The 15,926-nt window shown below is 50.1% G+C and carries 12 protein-coding genes; 10 read left to right on the top strand and 2 right to left on the bottom strand.

The window, feature by feature from the left end; genetic code table 11:
• Positions 1–21: 21 nt before the first annotated feature.
• A complete protein-coding gene (locus I0P70_RS17845) occupies positions 22–396 on the top strand; it encodes a hypothetical protein (protein ID WP_230392279.1) in 375 nt (124 codons plus the stop codon).
• 682 nt (positions 397–1,078) lie between these two features.
• Positions 1,079–1,510 (top strand): DUF2147 domain-containing protein, encoded by a 432-nt coding sequence (locus I0P70_RS17850; protein ID WP_230392280.1) that lies wholly within the window; start codon positions 1,079–1,081, stop codon positions 1,508–1,510.
• 125 nt (positions 1,511–1,635) lie between these two features.
• On the opposite strand, the gene I0P70_RS17855 is transcribed toward I0P70_RS17850, so the two are convergent.
• Positions 1,636–2,103: a hypothetical protein gene (locus I0P70_RS17855; RefSeq protein ID WP_007652687.1), complete on the bottom strand. Its 468-nt coding sequence runs from the start codon at positions 2,101–2,103 to the stop codon at positions 1,636–1,638.
• Positions 2,104–2,404: 301 nt separating this feature from the next.
• Between I0P70_RS17855 and I0P70_RS17860 the strand changes: the two genes are divergently transcribed.
• Together I0P70_RS17860 and I0P70_RS17865 are read left to right on the top strand one after the other, a co-directional pair.
• On the top strand, positions 2,405–4,594 hold the full coding sequence (locus I0P70_RS17860; RefSeq protein ID WP_196120525.1) for a gliding motility-associated C-terminal domain-containing protein: 2,190 nt from the start codon (positions 2,405–2,407) through the stop codon (positions 4,592–4,594).
• Between the two features lie 121 nt (positions 4,595–4,715).
• Positions 4,716–6,848, top strand: a complete 2,133-nt coding sequence (locus I0P70_RS17865; protein ID WP_196120526.1) for a gliding motility-associated C-terminal domain-containing protein — start codon at positions 4,716–4,718, stop codon at positions 6,846–6,848.
• Between the two features lie 5 nt (positions 6,849–6,853).
• On the opposite strand, the gene I0P70_RS17870 is transcribed toward I0P70_RS17865, so the two are convergent.
• Positions 6,854–7,480, bottom strand: a complete 627-nt coding sequence (locus I0P70_RS17870) for a cytochrome c oxidase subunit 3 (protein WP_196120527.1) — start codon at positions 7,478–7,480, stop codon at positions 6,854–6,856.
• A gap of 297 nt (positions 7,481–7,777) precedes the next feature.
• Here I0P70_RS17870 and I0P70_RS17875 point away from each other — a divergent pair, with 297 nt between their 5' ends.
• From I0P70_RS17875 to I0P70_RS17900, 6 genes are all read left to right on the top strand, one after another.
• Positions 7,778–8,344 (top strand): hypothetical protein, encoded by a 567-nt coding sequence (locus tag I0P70_RS17875; protein WP_196120528.1) that lies wholly within the window; start codon positions 7,778–7,780, stop codon positions 8,342–8,344.
• Between the two features lie 12 nt (positions 8,345–8,356).
• Complete coding sequence (locus I0P70_RS17880) at positions 8,357–10,708, top strand: patatin-like phospholipase family protein (protein ID WP_196120529.1); 2,352 nt, start codon at positions 8,357–8,359, stop codon at positions 10,706–10,708.
• Between the two features lie 122 nt (positions 10,709–10,830).
• Entirely contained in the window at positions 10,831–11,331 is a 501-nt protein-coding gene (locus I0P70_RS17885; protein ID WP_196120530.1) for a DUF4920 domain-containing protein, read from the top strand.
• 356 nt (positions 11,332–11,687) lie between these two features.
• Positions 11,688–13,700: an NAD-dependent DNA ligase LigA gene (ligA, locus tag I0P70_RS17890; protein ID WP_196120531.1), complete on the top strand. Its 2,013-nt coding sequence runs from the start codon at positions 11,688–11,690 to the stop codon at positions 13,698–13,700.
• A 413-nt stretch (positions 13,701–14,113) separates the two neighbouring features.
• Complete coding sequence (locus I0P70_RS17895) at positions 14,114–15,127, top strand: sensor histidine kinase (protein ID WP_230392281.1); 1,014 nt, start codon at positions 14,114–14,116, stop codon at positions 15,125–15,127.
• 4 nt (positions 15,128–15,131) lie between these two features.
• Positions 15,132–15,866: a LytTR family DNA-binding domain-containing protein gene (locus I0P70_RS17900; RefSeq protein ID WP_196120532.1), complete on the top strand. Its 735-nt coding sequence runs from the start codon at positions 15,132–15,134 to the stop codon at positions 15,864–15,866.
• The last annotated feature ends 60 nt before the right edge of the window (positions 15,867–15,926 follow it).

Genomic DNA, 15,926 nt, shown 5'->3' on the forward strand with positions numbered 1-15,926 from the left:
TTTCATCTAAAAGAAATGAATATGGTGCATCCCTACATAGCTAACTCCATCAACGCTACTATACTAATCCTGGCCGGACTAGCCGTTTACTTTCTATCTGCTTCACGGCCGATAGTGGCTCTCGCAGCTCCGATGTTTGGCATCCTGCTGCTGGCTACCACCTACCACCTGAAGCGCCACAACCGCTTTGTATTTCACACCGTTTCTGCCCTTACCTTGCTGGCAGGCTTTCTGCTCATTCTCCGCATCGACCCAGACAACTTCGTGTGGGACAGCAAGCACGTGCTGATCCTGCTAATGGGCATCAGCTGTTTTTTAGCGGTACTGTCTTATGTGGCTTCATTTTTAAGGGAACGTCGGCTGCGCGACAACACGATTTACAAGGACGATCTGTAGGGGAAGATAAGCTATAGGTTTTGGTTTCCTACTCACAGGCATACCTAGGTATAGAAAAAGAAAAAGCGCCTGGTGTAGCCCGTCAAGTTACACCAAGCGCTTTAAGAATCCTTCAAATCTTAACAAGCGGCGCCCTGTTTTGCAGCAGCACCATCACTCAAGACCAAAGGTAATATTTACTGCGCAAGCAGTAGATACTCACTGCTTACTAAGCCAGCTCACCGTTAAGGTGAACACTATTACCAAGGCTTACTAAGACGACTGATGGATTAGACATAGCACCTCCTTTCTCTTTAGTCCGACATAAACCATGCGCCGCTGCTCGTGGCAGTCATACGCAAGGCCGCAGCACTCGCCGCTTAACTGATAGTATAAAGTTAAAATAACGCTGATAAGTTCACAAGGTTCAGCACTTATTTTATCACATTTTCTTTCCGGCGCATACATACTGGCCTGTTAGTTGTATACTATATTTTTAAGTCGCTCAGAATGAACCCGGTGCAAATAAAGAACAGGCTGCGACCAGGTATAGGAATATTTAACACTTGCTATCACTTTACCTTCACATAAACGAAAGCTGCGCTGCCTTACGTAAAAAAATCGACCGGTATCGCCTTTTAGTTGAAAAATGAATTATTTTGTCTATATTTCGTTACTAATCTTATCAAACAAAACCCAAATCATGAAAAAACACCTGCTAACCCTTGTAGCCCTTATGCTCTTTTCCACTGTAGCGTGGGCACAGAAACTTTCTCCTGTTGGCATCTGGACCAATGAAGAAGGCAAAGCTCGCTTTGAGATTTACCAGTCAGGCGATAAACTGTATGGTAAGATCGTGCAACTGAAAGAGCCACTTAGAAATGGCAAGCCGAAACTGGACGATAACAATCCGGACAAAAAAATGCGCAACCGCCCACTGCAAGGCATGGTGTTCATGAAAGACTTCAAGTATGATGGCGATAACAAATGGGATGATGGTACGATCTATGACCCGGAGAGCGGCAAAACGTACTCTTGCTACATGAAGATGAAGGGCAAAGACAAAATGGAAGTAAAAGGCTATATCGGTATTTCACTCATTGGCAGGACACAAAACTGGACCCGTATAGAGTAATCGTTTAGTCAGATCATATAATGCAAAAAAGGTTGGCCCTAAAGCCAACCTTTTCTGTTTTCAACCCTTTACTGCTATATTAAACTATTTTTAGCGCAAAAGGTTTGCTATCATACCTAACAGGCTTAAAATACCTGCAATACTTTGTAGGTCTTGTCACGGAAAACAAACGTTTCACCGCTGGTTTTACCAGCCATCGCCTTATAAAGTGGTGACATACCTGAAATGGCGTAAAACGACTCTCCATCTATTTTCATCTCTCCCAGGCTTACGCCTATAAAGTAGTTCTGCAGTTCCGTCATCACTACCGCTCCAAATGATACTTCCTTATTCTCTTTCGTTGAATTCACCCGTTTAAGAACTCCCATGGTCGTAATCAGTTCGTCAAGTTGACGGGCATACATATCCCGCTGTATCTGACAGGCCTCCCTGAATGATTCAAATTTGTCCTCAATAGCGCCGTGGTGCTCGTTAGCACTTTCCTGTGCCTCGTCCATGGCCTCTTTCGCTGCCTGTATTTGCATGTTTAACAACCTGGTGGACTCCTGCAGCAGTTTTTTCTTCAGTTCAAGTTCTTGTGTTAGCGTCATCATGATATATACATTATCCGGTAAACGATCAGTTTTGGAGGGTGTCAAAATATCTGTGTCTGCTTATAACTCCGATTGACATGGATTGTTTTGAATACGTATAAACAGTAATATTCTGACTCGTAATTGCAATATTAAGCCGATTCCCAGAAGACCTATAACGCAAAAAGCATGTGAATGTTGGGTGCAGTTACTATAAAAATCTCAGCCCAGATAGGGAAGTTTCAGGATTTCATGTAACTTATACCGCACTACTGGTTCTGTGTTGCCGGAATTTACCAGGAATCCCAAAACGCCTCTATTCATGAAACACGCTTTACTTCTTTTGCTATGCCTCTTGATGGTAAGTCTACAGGCCGTTGCCACGCACATAGTAGGCGGCGAACTGGAAATAGAGCATCGTTCAGGCTATACCTACCGCATCACCATGAACCTCTACTTTGACGATGTGAACGGTACACAGGGCGCACGGGACGCATCAGCCAATATCCGGATTTTTGACAAGCTGAACAACCGCTTTATGATGGATGTGCAGCTGCCCCTGCGCAGCGACACCTATGTGAACTATACCGATATAGCCTGCACGATCGGAGAGCTGCGTACACGGCGCATTGTATATTCCCAGGATGTGGTCTTGTCTCCTAATATGTTTAACAGCCCGCAGGGCTACTATATGGCCTGGGAGCGTTGCTGCCGTAACCGCACGATCAATAACATTGTGATGCCGGATGCAGCCGGACAGGTGTTCTACATGGAGTTTCCGCCTGTTACGAGAAATGGCTCTCAGTTCGTCAACTCTTCTCCCCGCCTGTTTCCTCCGCTTAGCGACTATGCTTGCGCAAACGAGCTGTTCTACTACGACTTCAGCGGCACAGATGCTGACGGCGACTCGCTGGTGTATGACATGGTTACCCCACTTAATGGTTTCGCCACTGCAGACCCTACCAATGCAGCTCCTATCGCCAGGCCTGCTCCCTATCCGGAGGTCAAATGGCTGCCCGGTTATAACCGCGAAAACCAGATACAAGGCACCCCTCCTATTATCATTGAAAAGCAAACGGGTAGATTGACAGTACGCCCGGACCGTATTGGCCTCTTTGTATTCGCGGTGCGTGTGCAGGAGTATCGCAATGGCGTGAAGATAGGCGAAGTGCGACGCGACTTCCAGCTCCTCGTGAAAGATTGTCCCCGCAACGAGAGTCCTGCCGTGCAGGCCAGGGTGAACGGCCAAACTACCAATTACAAGCGAGGAGATGTGATCCGGATCAGCCCGGAAGATGCCCGCTGCCTTAACGTGGAATTTACCGATCCGGATCCTAATTCCAGAATTACACTTTACGCGCGTCCTGTGAACTTCAGCAGCGACCTATATACCTTCTCAGGTACTACCAGCGGTGTTGTGAACGGTCCGGGCGGGCAGGAGTCGCTCAATGCGACTGTTTGCTTTGATGAATGCTTTGACACGGAGGGACAGGTCTTTAAGCTCAACCTCATCGTGAAAGACAATGGCTGCAGTCTGCCAAGGCAGGATACATTGCAAGTGAGCTTTGTCATTGATCCTATACCTAATGAACCGCCTTCAATCCAGTTATCAAAACCTGATCGCTTATTCACTGTGATGGAAGGCGATGTGATTGACTTTAACGTGCTCGGATTCGATGCCGACAATGACGAGGTCACTATCTCAGCCAGGGGGCTGAACTTTAATATGAACTCACTGCCAATCAATTTCCAGGGCGGCAGCGGCATTGGGCAGGTGCAGTCGCCCTTCAGTTGGCAAATAGACTGCGAAACGCTCAGGCAGGACACTTATCAGATCGAATTTACGGCGACCTCCATGGTCTGCGGCGAGGAACTGACAAGAACTGAAATCATTGAAGTGCGAACGGACTACCCGAACCAGCCACCGGTACTGACGACTGACAAACAGGTATTGGTGTTTGAGGTAGACCTGAATGAGCCCTTCGAGGCTAATTTTGACGGTACTGACCTGGATGGGCACCTGCTCAGTATGCTGGCACGTGGGGAGAATTTTGACCTAGACAAGATGGGGATGACTTTTACGTCGACAGGCGGACCAGGCGCAGCTACGGGCAAGTTTAACTGGGTAGCGAATTGCGACGCTTTCCAGCAGGGCGTTCTGCGGGTTGATTTTATACTGCAGGAAGATGCCTGCGCACCGTCCCCGCTGCAGCTGATTACGATGGAGTTTAAGGTGAAAGTGCCCGATTACAGGGATTTCACACCGCCCAACATCTTCACGCCAAACGATGACGGCCTGAACGACTTCTTTGAGATACCCGGTATGCCAGCTGACGCTTGCACGAGCACATTTCAGCACATCCGCATCTACAACCGCTGGGGTAAGGAAGTTTTCGCCAGCACGGCGCATAACTTCAAATGGGACGGTAAGGACGTGAACGACGGGGTATATTACTATGTGATCGACTATGGTGCCGATAAATTCAGAGGCTCAGTGACGCTGGTGCGCTAGCCAAGCATGATAGGACAGGTATAGCTTTGCCTGCCGCATTCATTCACTATTTCTTAATTGTGAAACAATGAAGCGATGTTTTCTACTCACAAGCTGTTTGCTGCTGTTGAACGTTCGGGCAATGGCTTCACACATTGTTGGAGGTGAGTTAGAAATGCAACACCTGGAAGGCTATACCTACCGTATTTCTCTGATCCTGTATTTTGATGCCGTAAACGGGAATCCAGAGGCTCTGGACGCAAGTGTATCCGTTCGCATATTTGATAAGCGTCTCAATACTCCCATAAGTGACGTGATTTTGCCCTTGCGCGGTGGAACACCCGTCAACTACACTGATGTTTCCTGTGCCATTGGCGAGCTCCGAACCAGACGCCTGGTTTATTACCAGGACTTGGTATTTTCTCCCAGCACTTTCAATAGTCCGGATGGCTATTACATGACCTGGGAGCGCTGCTGCCGCAACAACATCATCACAAATATTATTAACCCCGAAGGATCAGGGCAAGCATTTTACTTAGAGTTCCCGGCTGTTTCTCTCAACAACACAGCGTTTGTAAACTCGTCGCCCCGGCTATTTCCTCCCTTAAGCGACTATGCCTGCGCAAACGAATTATTCTACTATGATTTTGGGGGCATTGATGATGACGGTGATTCACTGGTCTATGAATTGGTAACGCCCTTGAATGGTTTCACCGGTGGGGGAAGTATCTCCAAACCCATTCCGAGTCCTGCGCCATATCCCGAAGTAATGTGGCGACCCGGATATGACAGCGCCAACCAGATACTTGGTTCACCCCCTTTAAGAATTGATGCACAGACCGGTCGCCTCACTGTTCGTCCGCGTAACGTAGGTTTGTTCGTCTTTAGTGTTCGCATACAGGAGTACCGCAACGGCGTGAAGATAGGTGAAGTACGACGTGACTTTCAACTGCTCGTTAAGGACTGCCCCCGCAATGAATCACCTGTTGTGCTAGCCAAAGCGAAAGCGCAAAAAAGCTATTACAGGCAGGGCGAAATCTTGCGCATCAGGCCCGGCGAGGCCCGCTGTCTCGATGTGGTCTTTACAGATCCTGACCCTAATTCTACACTCACCCTTTTTGCCCAGGCTGTCAATTTCAGTAATAGCATTTATTCATTTTCCGGCACCACTTCTGGCGTTGTTAATAGTACCGTTGCTTCCGATTCGCTACGGGCAACGCTCTGTTTTACTGAGTGTTTTGACACCGCTGGAGAAGTATACAAACTCAACCTGATTGTAAAAGACAATGCCTGCAGTCTGCCGCGACTGGACACCCTGGAGGTCAGTTTCATCATTGATCCTATACCCAACGAGCCTCCCAGCATCGATCTTTCCAGGCCAGACAGGGTTATCGAGGTAATGGAGGGAGATCTGATCGATTTTAATGTACTGGGCTTTGACCCTGACAACGACGAGGTCAGCATCGCAGCTATAGGCAAAAACTTTGATTTGCGGTCTGTGCCCATTGCTTTTGAAAATCGCTCAGGTATAGGGCAGGTATCATCGCCATTCTCCTGGCAAATAGACTGTGCTGCACTCGCTATACCTTCTTACCTGGTAGAGTTCACGGCTACCTCCCTGATCTGTGGTGAGCCTGTCTCCCGCACCGAATTGGTTGAAATCCGAACCGTATACCCCAACCAGGCACCAGTATTCACAACAAATAAAGAGGTGTTGGTATTCGAAGTCGATCTGAATGAGCAATTCGAGGCCTCCTTCCAGGGAGTAGACCTGGACCTGCACCAATTGAGCATGACAGCCTCAGTGGAGGGCTTTCGACTGGAAGACATGGGCATGACTTTTACGTCGACAAGCGGGGCTGGAACGTCAGAAGGTCTCTTTACCTGGCAGGCAAACTGTAGCGTATTTGAGCAGGGCGTTGTGCGCGTTAACTTCCAACTCAAAGAAGATGCCTGTGCACCTTCCCCTGATCAGACCATCACAATGGAATTTAGAGTGCGCGCCTCGGATTATAAGAACTTTTCACCACCCAATATTTTCACACCAAATGGCGATGGTCTGAACGACTTTTTTGAAATACCAGGTATGCCTGCAGACGTGTGCACCAGCACATTTCAGCACATCCGCATCTACAACCGTTGGGGTAAGGAGGTTTTCGCCAGCACGGCGCATAACTTTAAATGGGACGGTAAGAACGTAAACGACGGGGTATATTACTATGTGATCGACTATGGGGTGGATAAATTCAGAGGCTCAGTGACGCTGGTGCGCTAGTGCAATCAGGTCATAAAGAGAATAACCAGGTATAGCGTGAGCCAGAGCGCGCCCAGGAAGTGCCAGTAGGTGTTGAGCATCGAGAGCTGTAGTCGGCGGTATGGGTCGCGGATGAAGATCAGGCTGCGTACGCCATCGCTCGCCATATGGGCAGTCTTGATGAGCAGAAAAGCCAGGAAGATCATACCGCCCAACAGGTGCAGCAGGTGCAGTGCTGTGATCAGGTATAAGTAACTGCCCGAAGCTTTGCCGGTAAAGTAGGCACCGGAGACGGTCAGCTCCCGCCAGCCCAGTATCTGGGCTCCGATGAAGGCCACTCCAAGCAAAAAGGTAATGGCCAGGTAACGCGTCATTTTCCGGAGTTTGTCCTTCTTGTAAATGCGGGGAACTTTGCTGATGGTATAACTGCTGAAAAGCAAAAGCAGCGTGCTGACACTGAAAAACTTAGGAAGAGAGAATTGTTCACTGCCGAAACCACCCGTCCGGACGAAAGCAACAACCAGTACAAAGAACAGCACGCCAATACCAACCATACTCAGGTATAGCAACATCCGTATCGGGTGCAGATGCTCTATTTTGCCAAATGCTGAGCCCTGGCGTGCGTCTACCTTATTCTTTCTATCCTGGTTCATGTCGAGTCATATCCCCCGAGCATTCCCGTCTTATGGCTGCGGGCCTCCTCTTTTCAATTTGGATGAAGGGTAATTTGTCTATTTCTATATACCATCTAGAGGAGTTTATAGTTTTGAAAATGCTTCACAAAAAATAAGATTTCACGGTGTTATTCGCGATCTAAAGTAAGATTGACCAGTGCAAGAAAATATTTAGCCTGTTTTCTTGAAAAAATACCTACACTAAACCTTAACTACCGCTTTACCTTTCTCGGCTGTTTTGCGTTAGCAGGAGTACATGCTACATCAAGCTCCTTTATGACCAAATTTTTACTGACTGTACTTTGCATTTTATCTATTACCGCATCTGCGTGGGCGCAGCAGCACCGTATACCTTATACGGCCAATAACAGCATGCAAGTGAGTCTGGAAGGAGAGCAGAACACCTACGATTATCAGTCCAATAAAATGCTGGTGCGCTACGATCAGAATACCCGTAAACTCGAGTGCCTCTTGCCTATCGAGAACCTGCTTCCGGCTAATGATTCCAGCCCGGTAGCCATGGTGCAGGACATCTTTTTTGCATCCCGCTATCCGGATCTGTACATCGAAATAGAAGCACCGATCGAGCAGATCAATGCCGGCAACCGTAACCGACAGACACTGAACAGTAGAGTCTTTATCAACATACAAGGTATCATCAAAGAGATAGTCATCCCGGTCACCTTTACACCCGATCGTAACATGATCACCTTCAGTACCAGTTTTGAGCTGATGCTGCAGGACCTGCGCCTGCGGGTGCCTGCACGCTATACCTCCAGGCTGACGGGCCGCATGCTGTTCACGATACACAGTGCACGCTGGGCCGACATCAGGAACCGCTAAAAACACATTGCTATGCGCCTATTGCAGGCTGCCCGCCAATTTACGCTGTTGCAGGTACTCCGAAACACCCTCCCTTACCTGCTGATTTTGGCCCTGCTGACTAGCAGGTCCACAACTGGCTATGCCCAAAAAGTAGCACTTGTGCTGAGCGGTGGGGGTGCCAAAGGTATAGCTCATGTGGGAGTACTGAAAGCGCTGGAGGAGAACAACATCCCGATCGACTACATCGTGGGCACTTCCATGGGCGGTATTGTGGGTGCCCTTTATGCGGCAGGCTACTCCCCCGCTGAGATCGAGTACCTGATCCACACTGAGGCTTTTCAGGCCTGGGCTACCGGCAAGCCGGAGCAGAACTATACCTACAACTTTGCCTCCCCGGACCCAAACCCCTCCCTGCTCAAACTGCACGTAGCACTCGACTCGGCTTTCCAGGCCAAGCTGACTTCCAATCTGGTAAATGATGCTTCGCTTAATTTTGCCCTGGCCCAGCTTCTCTCACAGCCTGCTGCCCGTGCCGGCTACGACTTTGACAAACTCATGGTGCCCTACCGCTGCGTAGCCGCAGATATCTTCACCCAGCAACAGGTGATCCTGCGCAAGGGTCAGCTCGCCGATGCGGTGCGGGCCACGCTTACGGTGCCCTTGTTCTACAAGCCCATCCGGATAGAAAAGCGCCTGCTCTTTGACGGCGGATTGTACAACAACTTTCCCGTAGACGTAGCCCGAAATGACTTCAATCCGGATATCATCATTGGGGTGAACGTATCGTCCAAAACCTACAGCGAGTATCCCTACGACAAAGACGACTTTGACCTAGCCTATACCCTGCTCTACGCTATGATGTCGAACTCCGACTCTACGGCGCTGCATGAAAAGGACATCTACCTGCAACCTGAGCTGGGCAACCTGACTTCACTTGATTTCAAAAATGTAGAGGACTTTTTCGCAGCGGGTTACAAGGAGGCGAACACGAACATGGAGCAGATCCTGAAGAAAATAAAACGTAGGGTAGGTCCTGAGGAGCTCAGTGCAAAGCGGGAAAAATTCAGAAGCGGGTTTCAGCCACACGCCTTCCGCAACGTCGAGATACAGGGTCTGAAAAGAAACCAGCAGGGTTTCGTGGAGCGCTTTTTCAGAAGCTCCCAGGGGGACGGCTATACCATGCAGGAAGTGAAAACGGGCTATTTCCGTCTGGCTGCCATTGATAACTTCCGCAACCTTTACCCGACCATGCGCTATGACAACAAGGCCAAAACCTACGACCTGCTCCTCAATGTGAAAAAGGAGGATGGTTTGAAGATCGCCCTGGGAGGCGTGCTGGCTTCCCGCCCGATCGACAATATATATGCCGGTCTGGAGTACAGTGTGCTCGGTCGGCAGCTCTATACCTTTGCCGGAAGTTTTCAGACTGGCAGGTTCTACCAGGGAGCCCAATTGCGGACGCGCATTGACGTGCCTGCCAGCTTGCCTTATTATGTGGAGCCCGCCTTTACTTACAACCACTGGAATTTTCTGTCAACCACGGGTCTGCTGCTAGAGCGCAACAACCTGCCACTGCTGGAACAAACCGATCGCAACTTTGCTGTTAATCTGGGTTTTACCAATACCTACAAAGGCAAGCTGGTGCTGAGCGCAGCCTATGCGCAGCATATAGACAGGTATAGCAACCGCCTTGAGATTCAGCGATCCGACACCCTCGATCGCACGGCTACCAGCGGCATGACGGCAAGCGCCACTTTCAGGCGTGGCGGGCTCAACCGCAAGCAGTACCCCTCGGGCGGGCGCATGTTCACGGCCACGGGCCGACTGGTCAGCGCTACCGAAAAGTATAGCCCCGGCTCTACTGCCAATGCCTCACAGGAGCTTTCAGCAGATCATAGCTGGTTCTATGGACGTTTGCTTTTTGAGGACTTTGCAGGCAATGGCAGTCATCGTATCGGATACAGACTGGAGGGCGTCATCTCGACCCAGCCTTTCTTCAGCAACTACCGCTCTACCCTGACCATAGCACCGGCCTTCCATCCTTTGGCTGACAGCCGCACGCTTTTTCTGGATCGGTTCAGGGCACATGAATTTGTGGCGGGTGGTCTGCAGTATGTATACCTGATCACACCAAGGCTGGAGGCCCGCACCGAGGGTTATGTGTTTCAGCCCTACCGGCCTATTCTTCAGGACAGTGACCAACAGGCATACTATGGAAAGAAACTCACAGGTACGGGTGTGGCCGCCACGGCAGCTGTCGTTTACCATGGCATACTGGGCCCTGCTGCCCTGAGTCTGAATTACTACAACGACCAGACCAAAGAATGGGGCGTGCTGTTTCACCTTGGCTTTCTGCTGTTTCAAAACAAAGCATTAGAGTAAACTGGGTGATGAGTCTGACCGTTCGGGCAGGTTAATCTGCTTTTTGGGAGGAATGGTCTTCAACTATTTCCCACTTTCCCAATAATCTCTATATTTGGCAATTACAACCAACCCATACCTGTATGAAAAAACTATTTGCTCTTCTACTTGCAGCTGCCGCACTGCAGTCCTGCTCACAGACCAACACAACCAACGAAGGTCAGGAAATCACCACAGCTGCTACCGAAACAGAGACAAACACCTACGGCGCATCCTTTACGGAAGACAACGTACTCTCTGCGGGTCAACTGCAGCAGGCTGTCGGCGGGAACGACTCCATACAGGCTACCGTTGCCGCTGAAATTGTGCAGAGCTGCCAGTCAAAAGGATGCTGGATGGATGTGAAGCTGGAGGATGGCAGCACGATGAAAGTAACTTTCCGCGACTACGGTTTTTTCCTGCCGGTGGAGGACCTCTCAGGCAAAACGGCTGTATTTACAGGTATGGCCAAGCATGAAGTGATTTCCGTGGAGGACCAGCGCCACTTTGCTGAGGATGCCGGTAAGTCTGCCGAGGAGATTGCCGCCATTACCCAACCAAGAGAAGAGCTGCGTTTTGTAGCCGACGGCGTGAAACTGAAGTAGGCGATTGCGCTATACCTATACCTGAGCGGCTGTTCTTTCGGAGCAGCCGTTTTTTTTATACCTGTGCTGTATACTTTATACCAAGGTTTGGCAGTGCCGCTAAGCGTTTGCTTAGGCCCTCCGCATCTGTGAGGTATGCAGCTGCGTCCCGCCAATATGCCGTGAGGCACAGATAGAAGCGGCCAGAGTCCGCCTGATAGCTCACACTCGCGGGACGCGGCCGAGGGCGTTATCAGATAACTTAACGCCTCCAATACCTGGGATAGGGACATTTTCGGGTGAGCGATTTTAAAGCCGGCGGTACTTGGCAGCCTGCGTCTGGTTCTCTATTTTTACAGACCAAACAGAAATACCCTATGGCTTTAGCAAACGATCCGGCTACTGAGATTCAGGAGCTCACCCAACGCATAAACTACCTCAATTACCAATACTACCAGAACAGTATTTCGGAAGTCTCTGACTATGAATTTGACATGATGCTCGAGCGGCTGCAACAACTGGAGCAGCAGCACCCGGAACTGCGCCAGCCCAACTCCCCTACTCAGCGGGTGGGCGGCACGATCACTAAGAGCTTCAAAACAGTGCACCACAAGTACCCGATGCTCTCACTAAGTAACACTTACTCCGAGGAAGACCTGCGGGAGTTCGACAAGCGGGTGCGGAAGATCGTAGGTGACGAAGTGGAATATGTGTGTGAGCAGAAGTTCGATGGCGTGGCCATCAGCCTCACCTACGAGAACGGCGAGTTTGTGCAGGGCGCCACCCGCGGCGACGGTACCCGGGGTGACGATATTACGGCCAATGTGCGCACGATACGTGACATTCCGCTGCAGGTACACGGCAAGGATTACCCGGAAAGCTTTGAAGTGCGTGGCGAGGTTTTTCTGCCGCTGCAGGTATTTGAGCAGCTGAATGCCGAACGCGAAGAAGCCGGTGAGCAACTTTTGGCTAACCCCCGTAACGCCGCCTCCGGTACGCTCAAGCAGCAGGACTCAACGATCGTAGCCAGCCGTAAATTGGGATGTTTTTCTTATGGCTTCATGAGTTCGCCCAGTCCGTTTGACACACACTCGGAGAGTCTGCAGGCCATCCAGAAATGGGGTTTCAAAGTATCCGATACCTGGCGCAAGTGCAGTTCCATTGATACCGTGCTGGACTACATCAACGAGTGGGAACAGAAACGCCATGAACTGCCGATCGCTACAGATGGCGTGGTGGTGAAAGTGAACAGCTATGCTCTGCAGGAAGAACTGGGCTATACCGCCAAAAGCCCGCGCTGGGCGATCGCCTACAAGTACCCGGCCATGAGTGCCGTCAGCCGTCTGCTTGACATACAGTACCAGATCGGGCGTACCGGCGCCGTGACCCCTGTAGCCATCATGGAGCCCGTGCTATTGGCCGGAACTGTTGTAAAAAGAGCCTCTGTGCACAATGCCAACGAAATACAGCGTCTTGACCTGCGCCTGGGAGATATTGTGCACGTAGAAAAAGGCGGGGAAATCATACCCAAGATCACTGGTGTGGACTTCAGCAAGCGCCCTGCCGACTCACAGCCGATCATCTACCCGACCCACTGCCCGGCCTGCGGTACCGAACTGGTGCGCGCCGAAGGCGAAGCGAACTTCTACTGCCCGAACGAAGAAGGCTGTGCACCGCAAATCATGTCCAAGCTGGAGCATTTTATCTCCCGCAAAGCCATGAACATCGACGAGCTCGGCCCAAAAACCATCGAGCAGCTTTACAATGCCGGCTTTGTGCACAATGTGGCTGACCTGTATGACATTACCTTTGAGCAGCTGGTAAACCTGGAGCGCATGGGCGAGAAATCGGCCAACAACATTCTCAACAGTGTGGAAAAGTCGAAGCAGACGCCTTACGACCGTGTGTTGTTTGCTTTGGGTATACGCTACGTGGGCAGCACCGTAGCCAAGAAACTGGCTGAGCAGTTCCCGGACATTGAAGCGCTGCGGGGTGCGATGTACGAAGAGCTGATCGCTGTGAACGAGATCGGTGATCGCATTGCGCAGTCGCTGTTGCAGTACTTTGGCAGACCAGAGCACCAGGAGTTGATCGAGCGTCTGAAGGCAGCTGGTCTGCAGTTCAAGTCCGAGAACACAGCGCCTGAGATGGAAAGTGATAAGCTGGAGGGCAAGACCTTTGTCATATCGGGTGTGTTCGAGAGCGTGAGTCGGGACGAGCTGCAGCGCATCATTGTCAGCCATGGCGGCAAGGTGGTCAGCTCCATCTCAGCGAAACTCTCCTACCTCGTGGCCGGCGACAAAATGGGCCCTTCCAAACTCGAGAAAGCGAACAAGCTCGGCATAACCATCCTCTCTGAAGACGAGTTTTTAGGAATGGTCAGCCACTAACCTGATAAGCTTTACAAAAAATAAGCGCCGGTCTGAAAAAGACCGGCGCTTATTAATTACAAACAAACAATAAAAACAATTAAACTTTAGTACAGGCCGCTAAGCCCGTCTCCCCAGCACAGCATGTTAGCCGAGGTGATGCTACAAATGGAGGCATTTAATCGGACAAATAAAAATGAAATAGACGAACAGCTGAAAAGGATATACAAACAACCATTTCTCGCCTTTTCTGATTTGATCTTTTAAATTGAAGCTTTGATAGGGCTCCTTTGCCCTTCTGTATAGTATAGGCTCGTAGTTATATGGAAGCAGCGTAATATTGCTTAACTTCAGCATCAGACTTACGTTTAGATTCGCTTTCATCACCCATTAGCATTACAGCCTTGAACTTAATAGCCCTACCACCATTTACCATGAAAAAGCGGTACAAATTAACCATACATGTGGCAGCCTGGGCGTTTTTTGGAGCTTGGATCTTCTACATTCAGTTTCAGCGCGGCCTCACTTTCAACAAGGCCGTTGACTCACTGGTAGGCTTGAGCTTTGCCATGATGATTTTCTACCTCAACTGGTATGTGCTGATCCCCCGCTTTCTGGCGCGAAACCAGATCTTCGGATACCTGGGAGTTGTCCTGCTTACGCTGACTGCCGTCGCGCTGGTACGCTCGCCTCTCGATTTCTACGTGTTCCGGGAGTTTAACCCTGGTATGACAATGCTCTACTCTTCGGATCGCATTCTCAACTATGTGCTGGCAGGCCTGATCGTGGTGTTCATCAGTTCGGCCCTGAAGGTAACCGGCAACTATATTCGTAATGAGCGGCGCAACAAAGAGCTTGAAAACCAGAAACTGGCCGCCGAGCTGAACTTCCTGAAGTCGCAGGTGAACCCGCACTTTCTTTTTAACACGCTCAACAACATTTACTCGCTGGCCTACAAGCAGTCACCCGAAACACCGGATGCCATCATGAAGCTCTCGCTCCTGATGCGCTACATGCTCTATGAAAGCAACGACACGCTGGTGAGTCTGGAGAAGGAAGTAGAACACATTCAGAATTTTATAGACCTGCAGAAGCTGCGCTTGCGCGAACAGACCAGCATCCGCCTGAACGTGGAAGGTGACACATCCGGCAAACAGATTGCCCCCATGCTGCTGATGACACTAGTGGAGAATGCTTTCAAGCATGGACTCGTGAGCCGCAACGAGGTGGGTATCACGCTCAACCTGGTGGTGACGGATGGCTGGCTCCAGTTCTCTACCGTGAACAATAGCAGTACTCACAAAAAGAAGGACTTTGGCGGCATTGGTTTGCAAAATCTAAAGCAACGCCTTAACTTGCTCTACCCTCATCGACACGAGCTGTATTTAGAAGAAAAAGACGATACATTTTTTGCTTCGCTGAAACTGTACTTCCAACCAAAAAAATAAACCTATGACCATCCGCTGCCTTGCCGTTGACGACGAGCCACTTGCCCTCGATATCATTGAGAGCTATGTGAGCAAACTGCCTTTCCTCAAACTCGTGAAAACGTGCTCCAGCGCCACGGAGGCCATGCAGGTACTGCAGGAAGAGCAGATCGACCTGATGTTTTTGGACATCGAGATGCCCGAACTCACAGGTATACAGTTTCTGAACATTCTCAAGAACCAGCCGCTGATCATTTTCACAACGGCTTATCCTAACTATGCGCTTGAGGGCTTCAACCACGATGCCGTGGACTACCTCCTCAAGCCGATCCCCTACGACCGCTTTCTGAAGGCTGTGACCAAAGCACAGGAACGCCTGCAGCGCAGCCATAAGTCACCAGAGGCCCCGGCAGCCGCCCCTGCCCCACATGCACCCGAGCAGGATTTCATGTTCGTGAAAGCCGACTACAAAACCGTGCGTGTGGACTTTGCCGACATCCTCTGGATCGAGGGCCTGAAGGACTACATCATCATCCAAACCAAAGACCAGAAGATTATCACACTGCTGAGCATGAACAAGGCTATGGAAAAGCTGCCTGAGTCAAAGTTCATGCGCGTGCACCGCTCCTTTATCGTGGCCCTTCATAAGATCGACAGCATTGAGAAAAGCCGCATCCGCATCGGGAATAAGGAAATCCCGATTGGAGAGGTATACAAAGACCATTTTCTGCATTGGGTGGAGGAGAATAATATACAGTAGGGAGCCCTTGATCAGTTAAATGTAGCTGGTATCATCATACGCAAAGGCAAGCACTTGCAG

The organism is Pontibacter sp. FD36 (assembly GCF_015686655.1).
Lineage (GTDB): Bacteria > Bacteroidota > Bacteroidia > Cytophagales > Hymenobacteraceae > Pontibacter.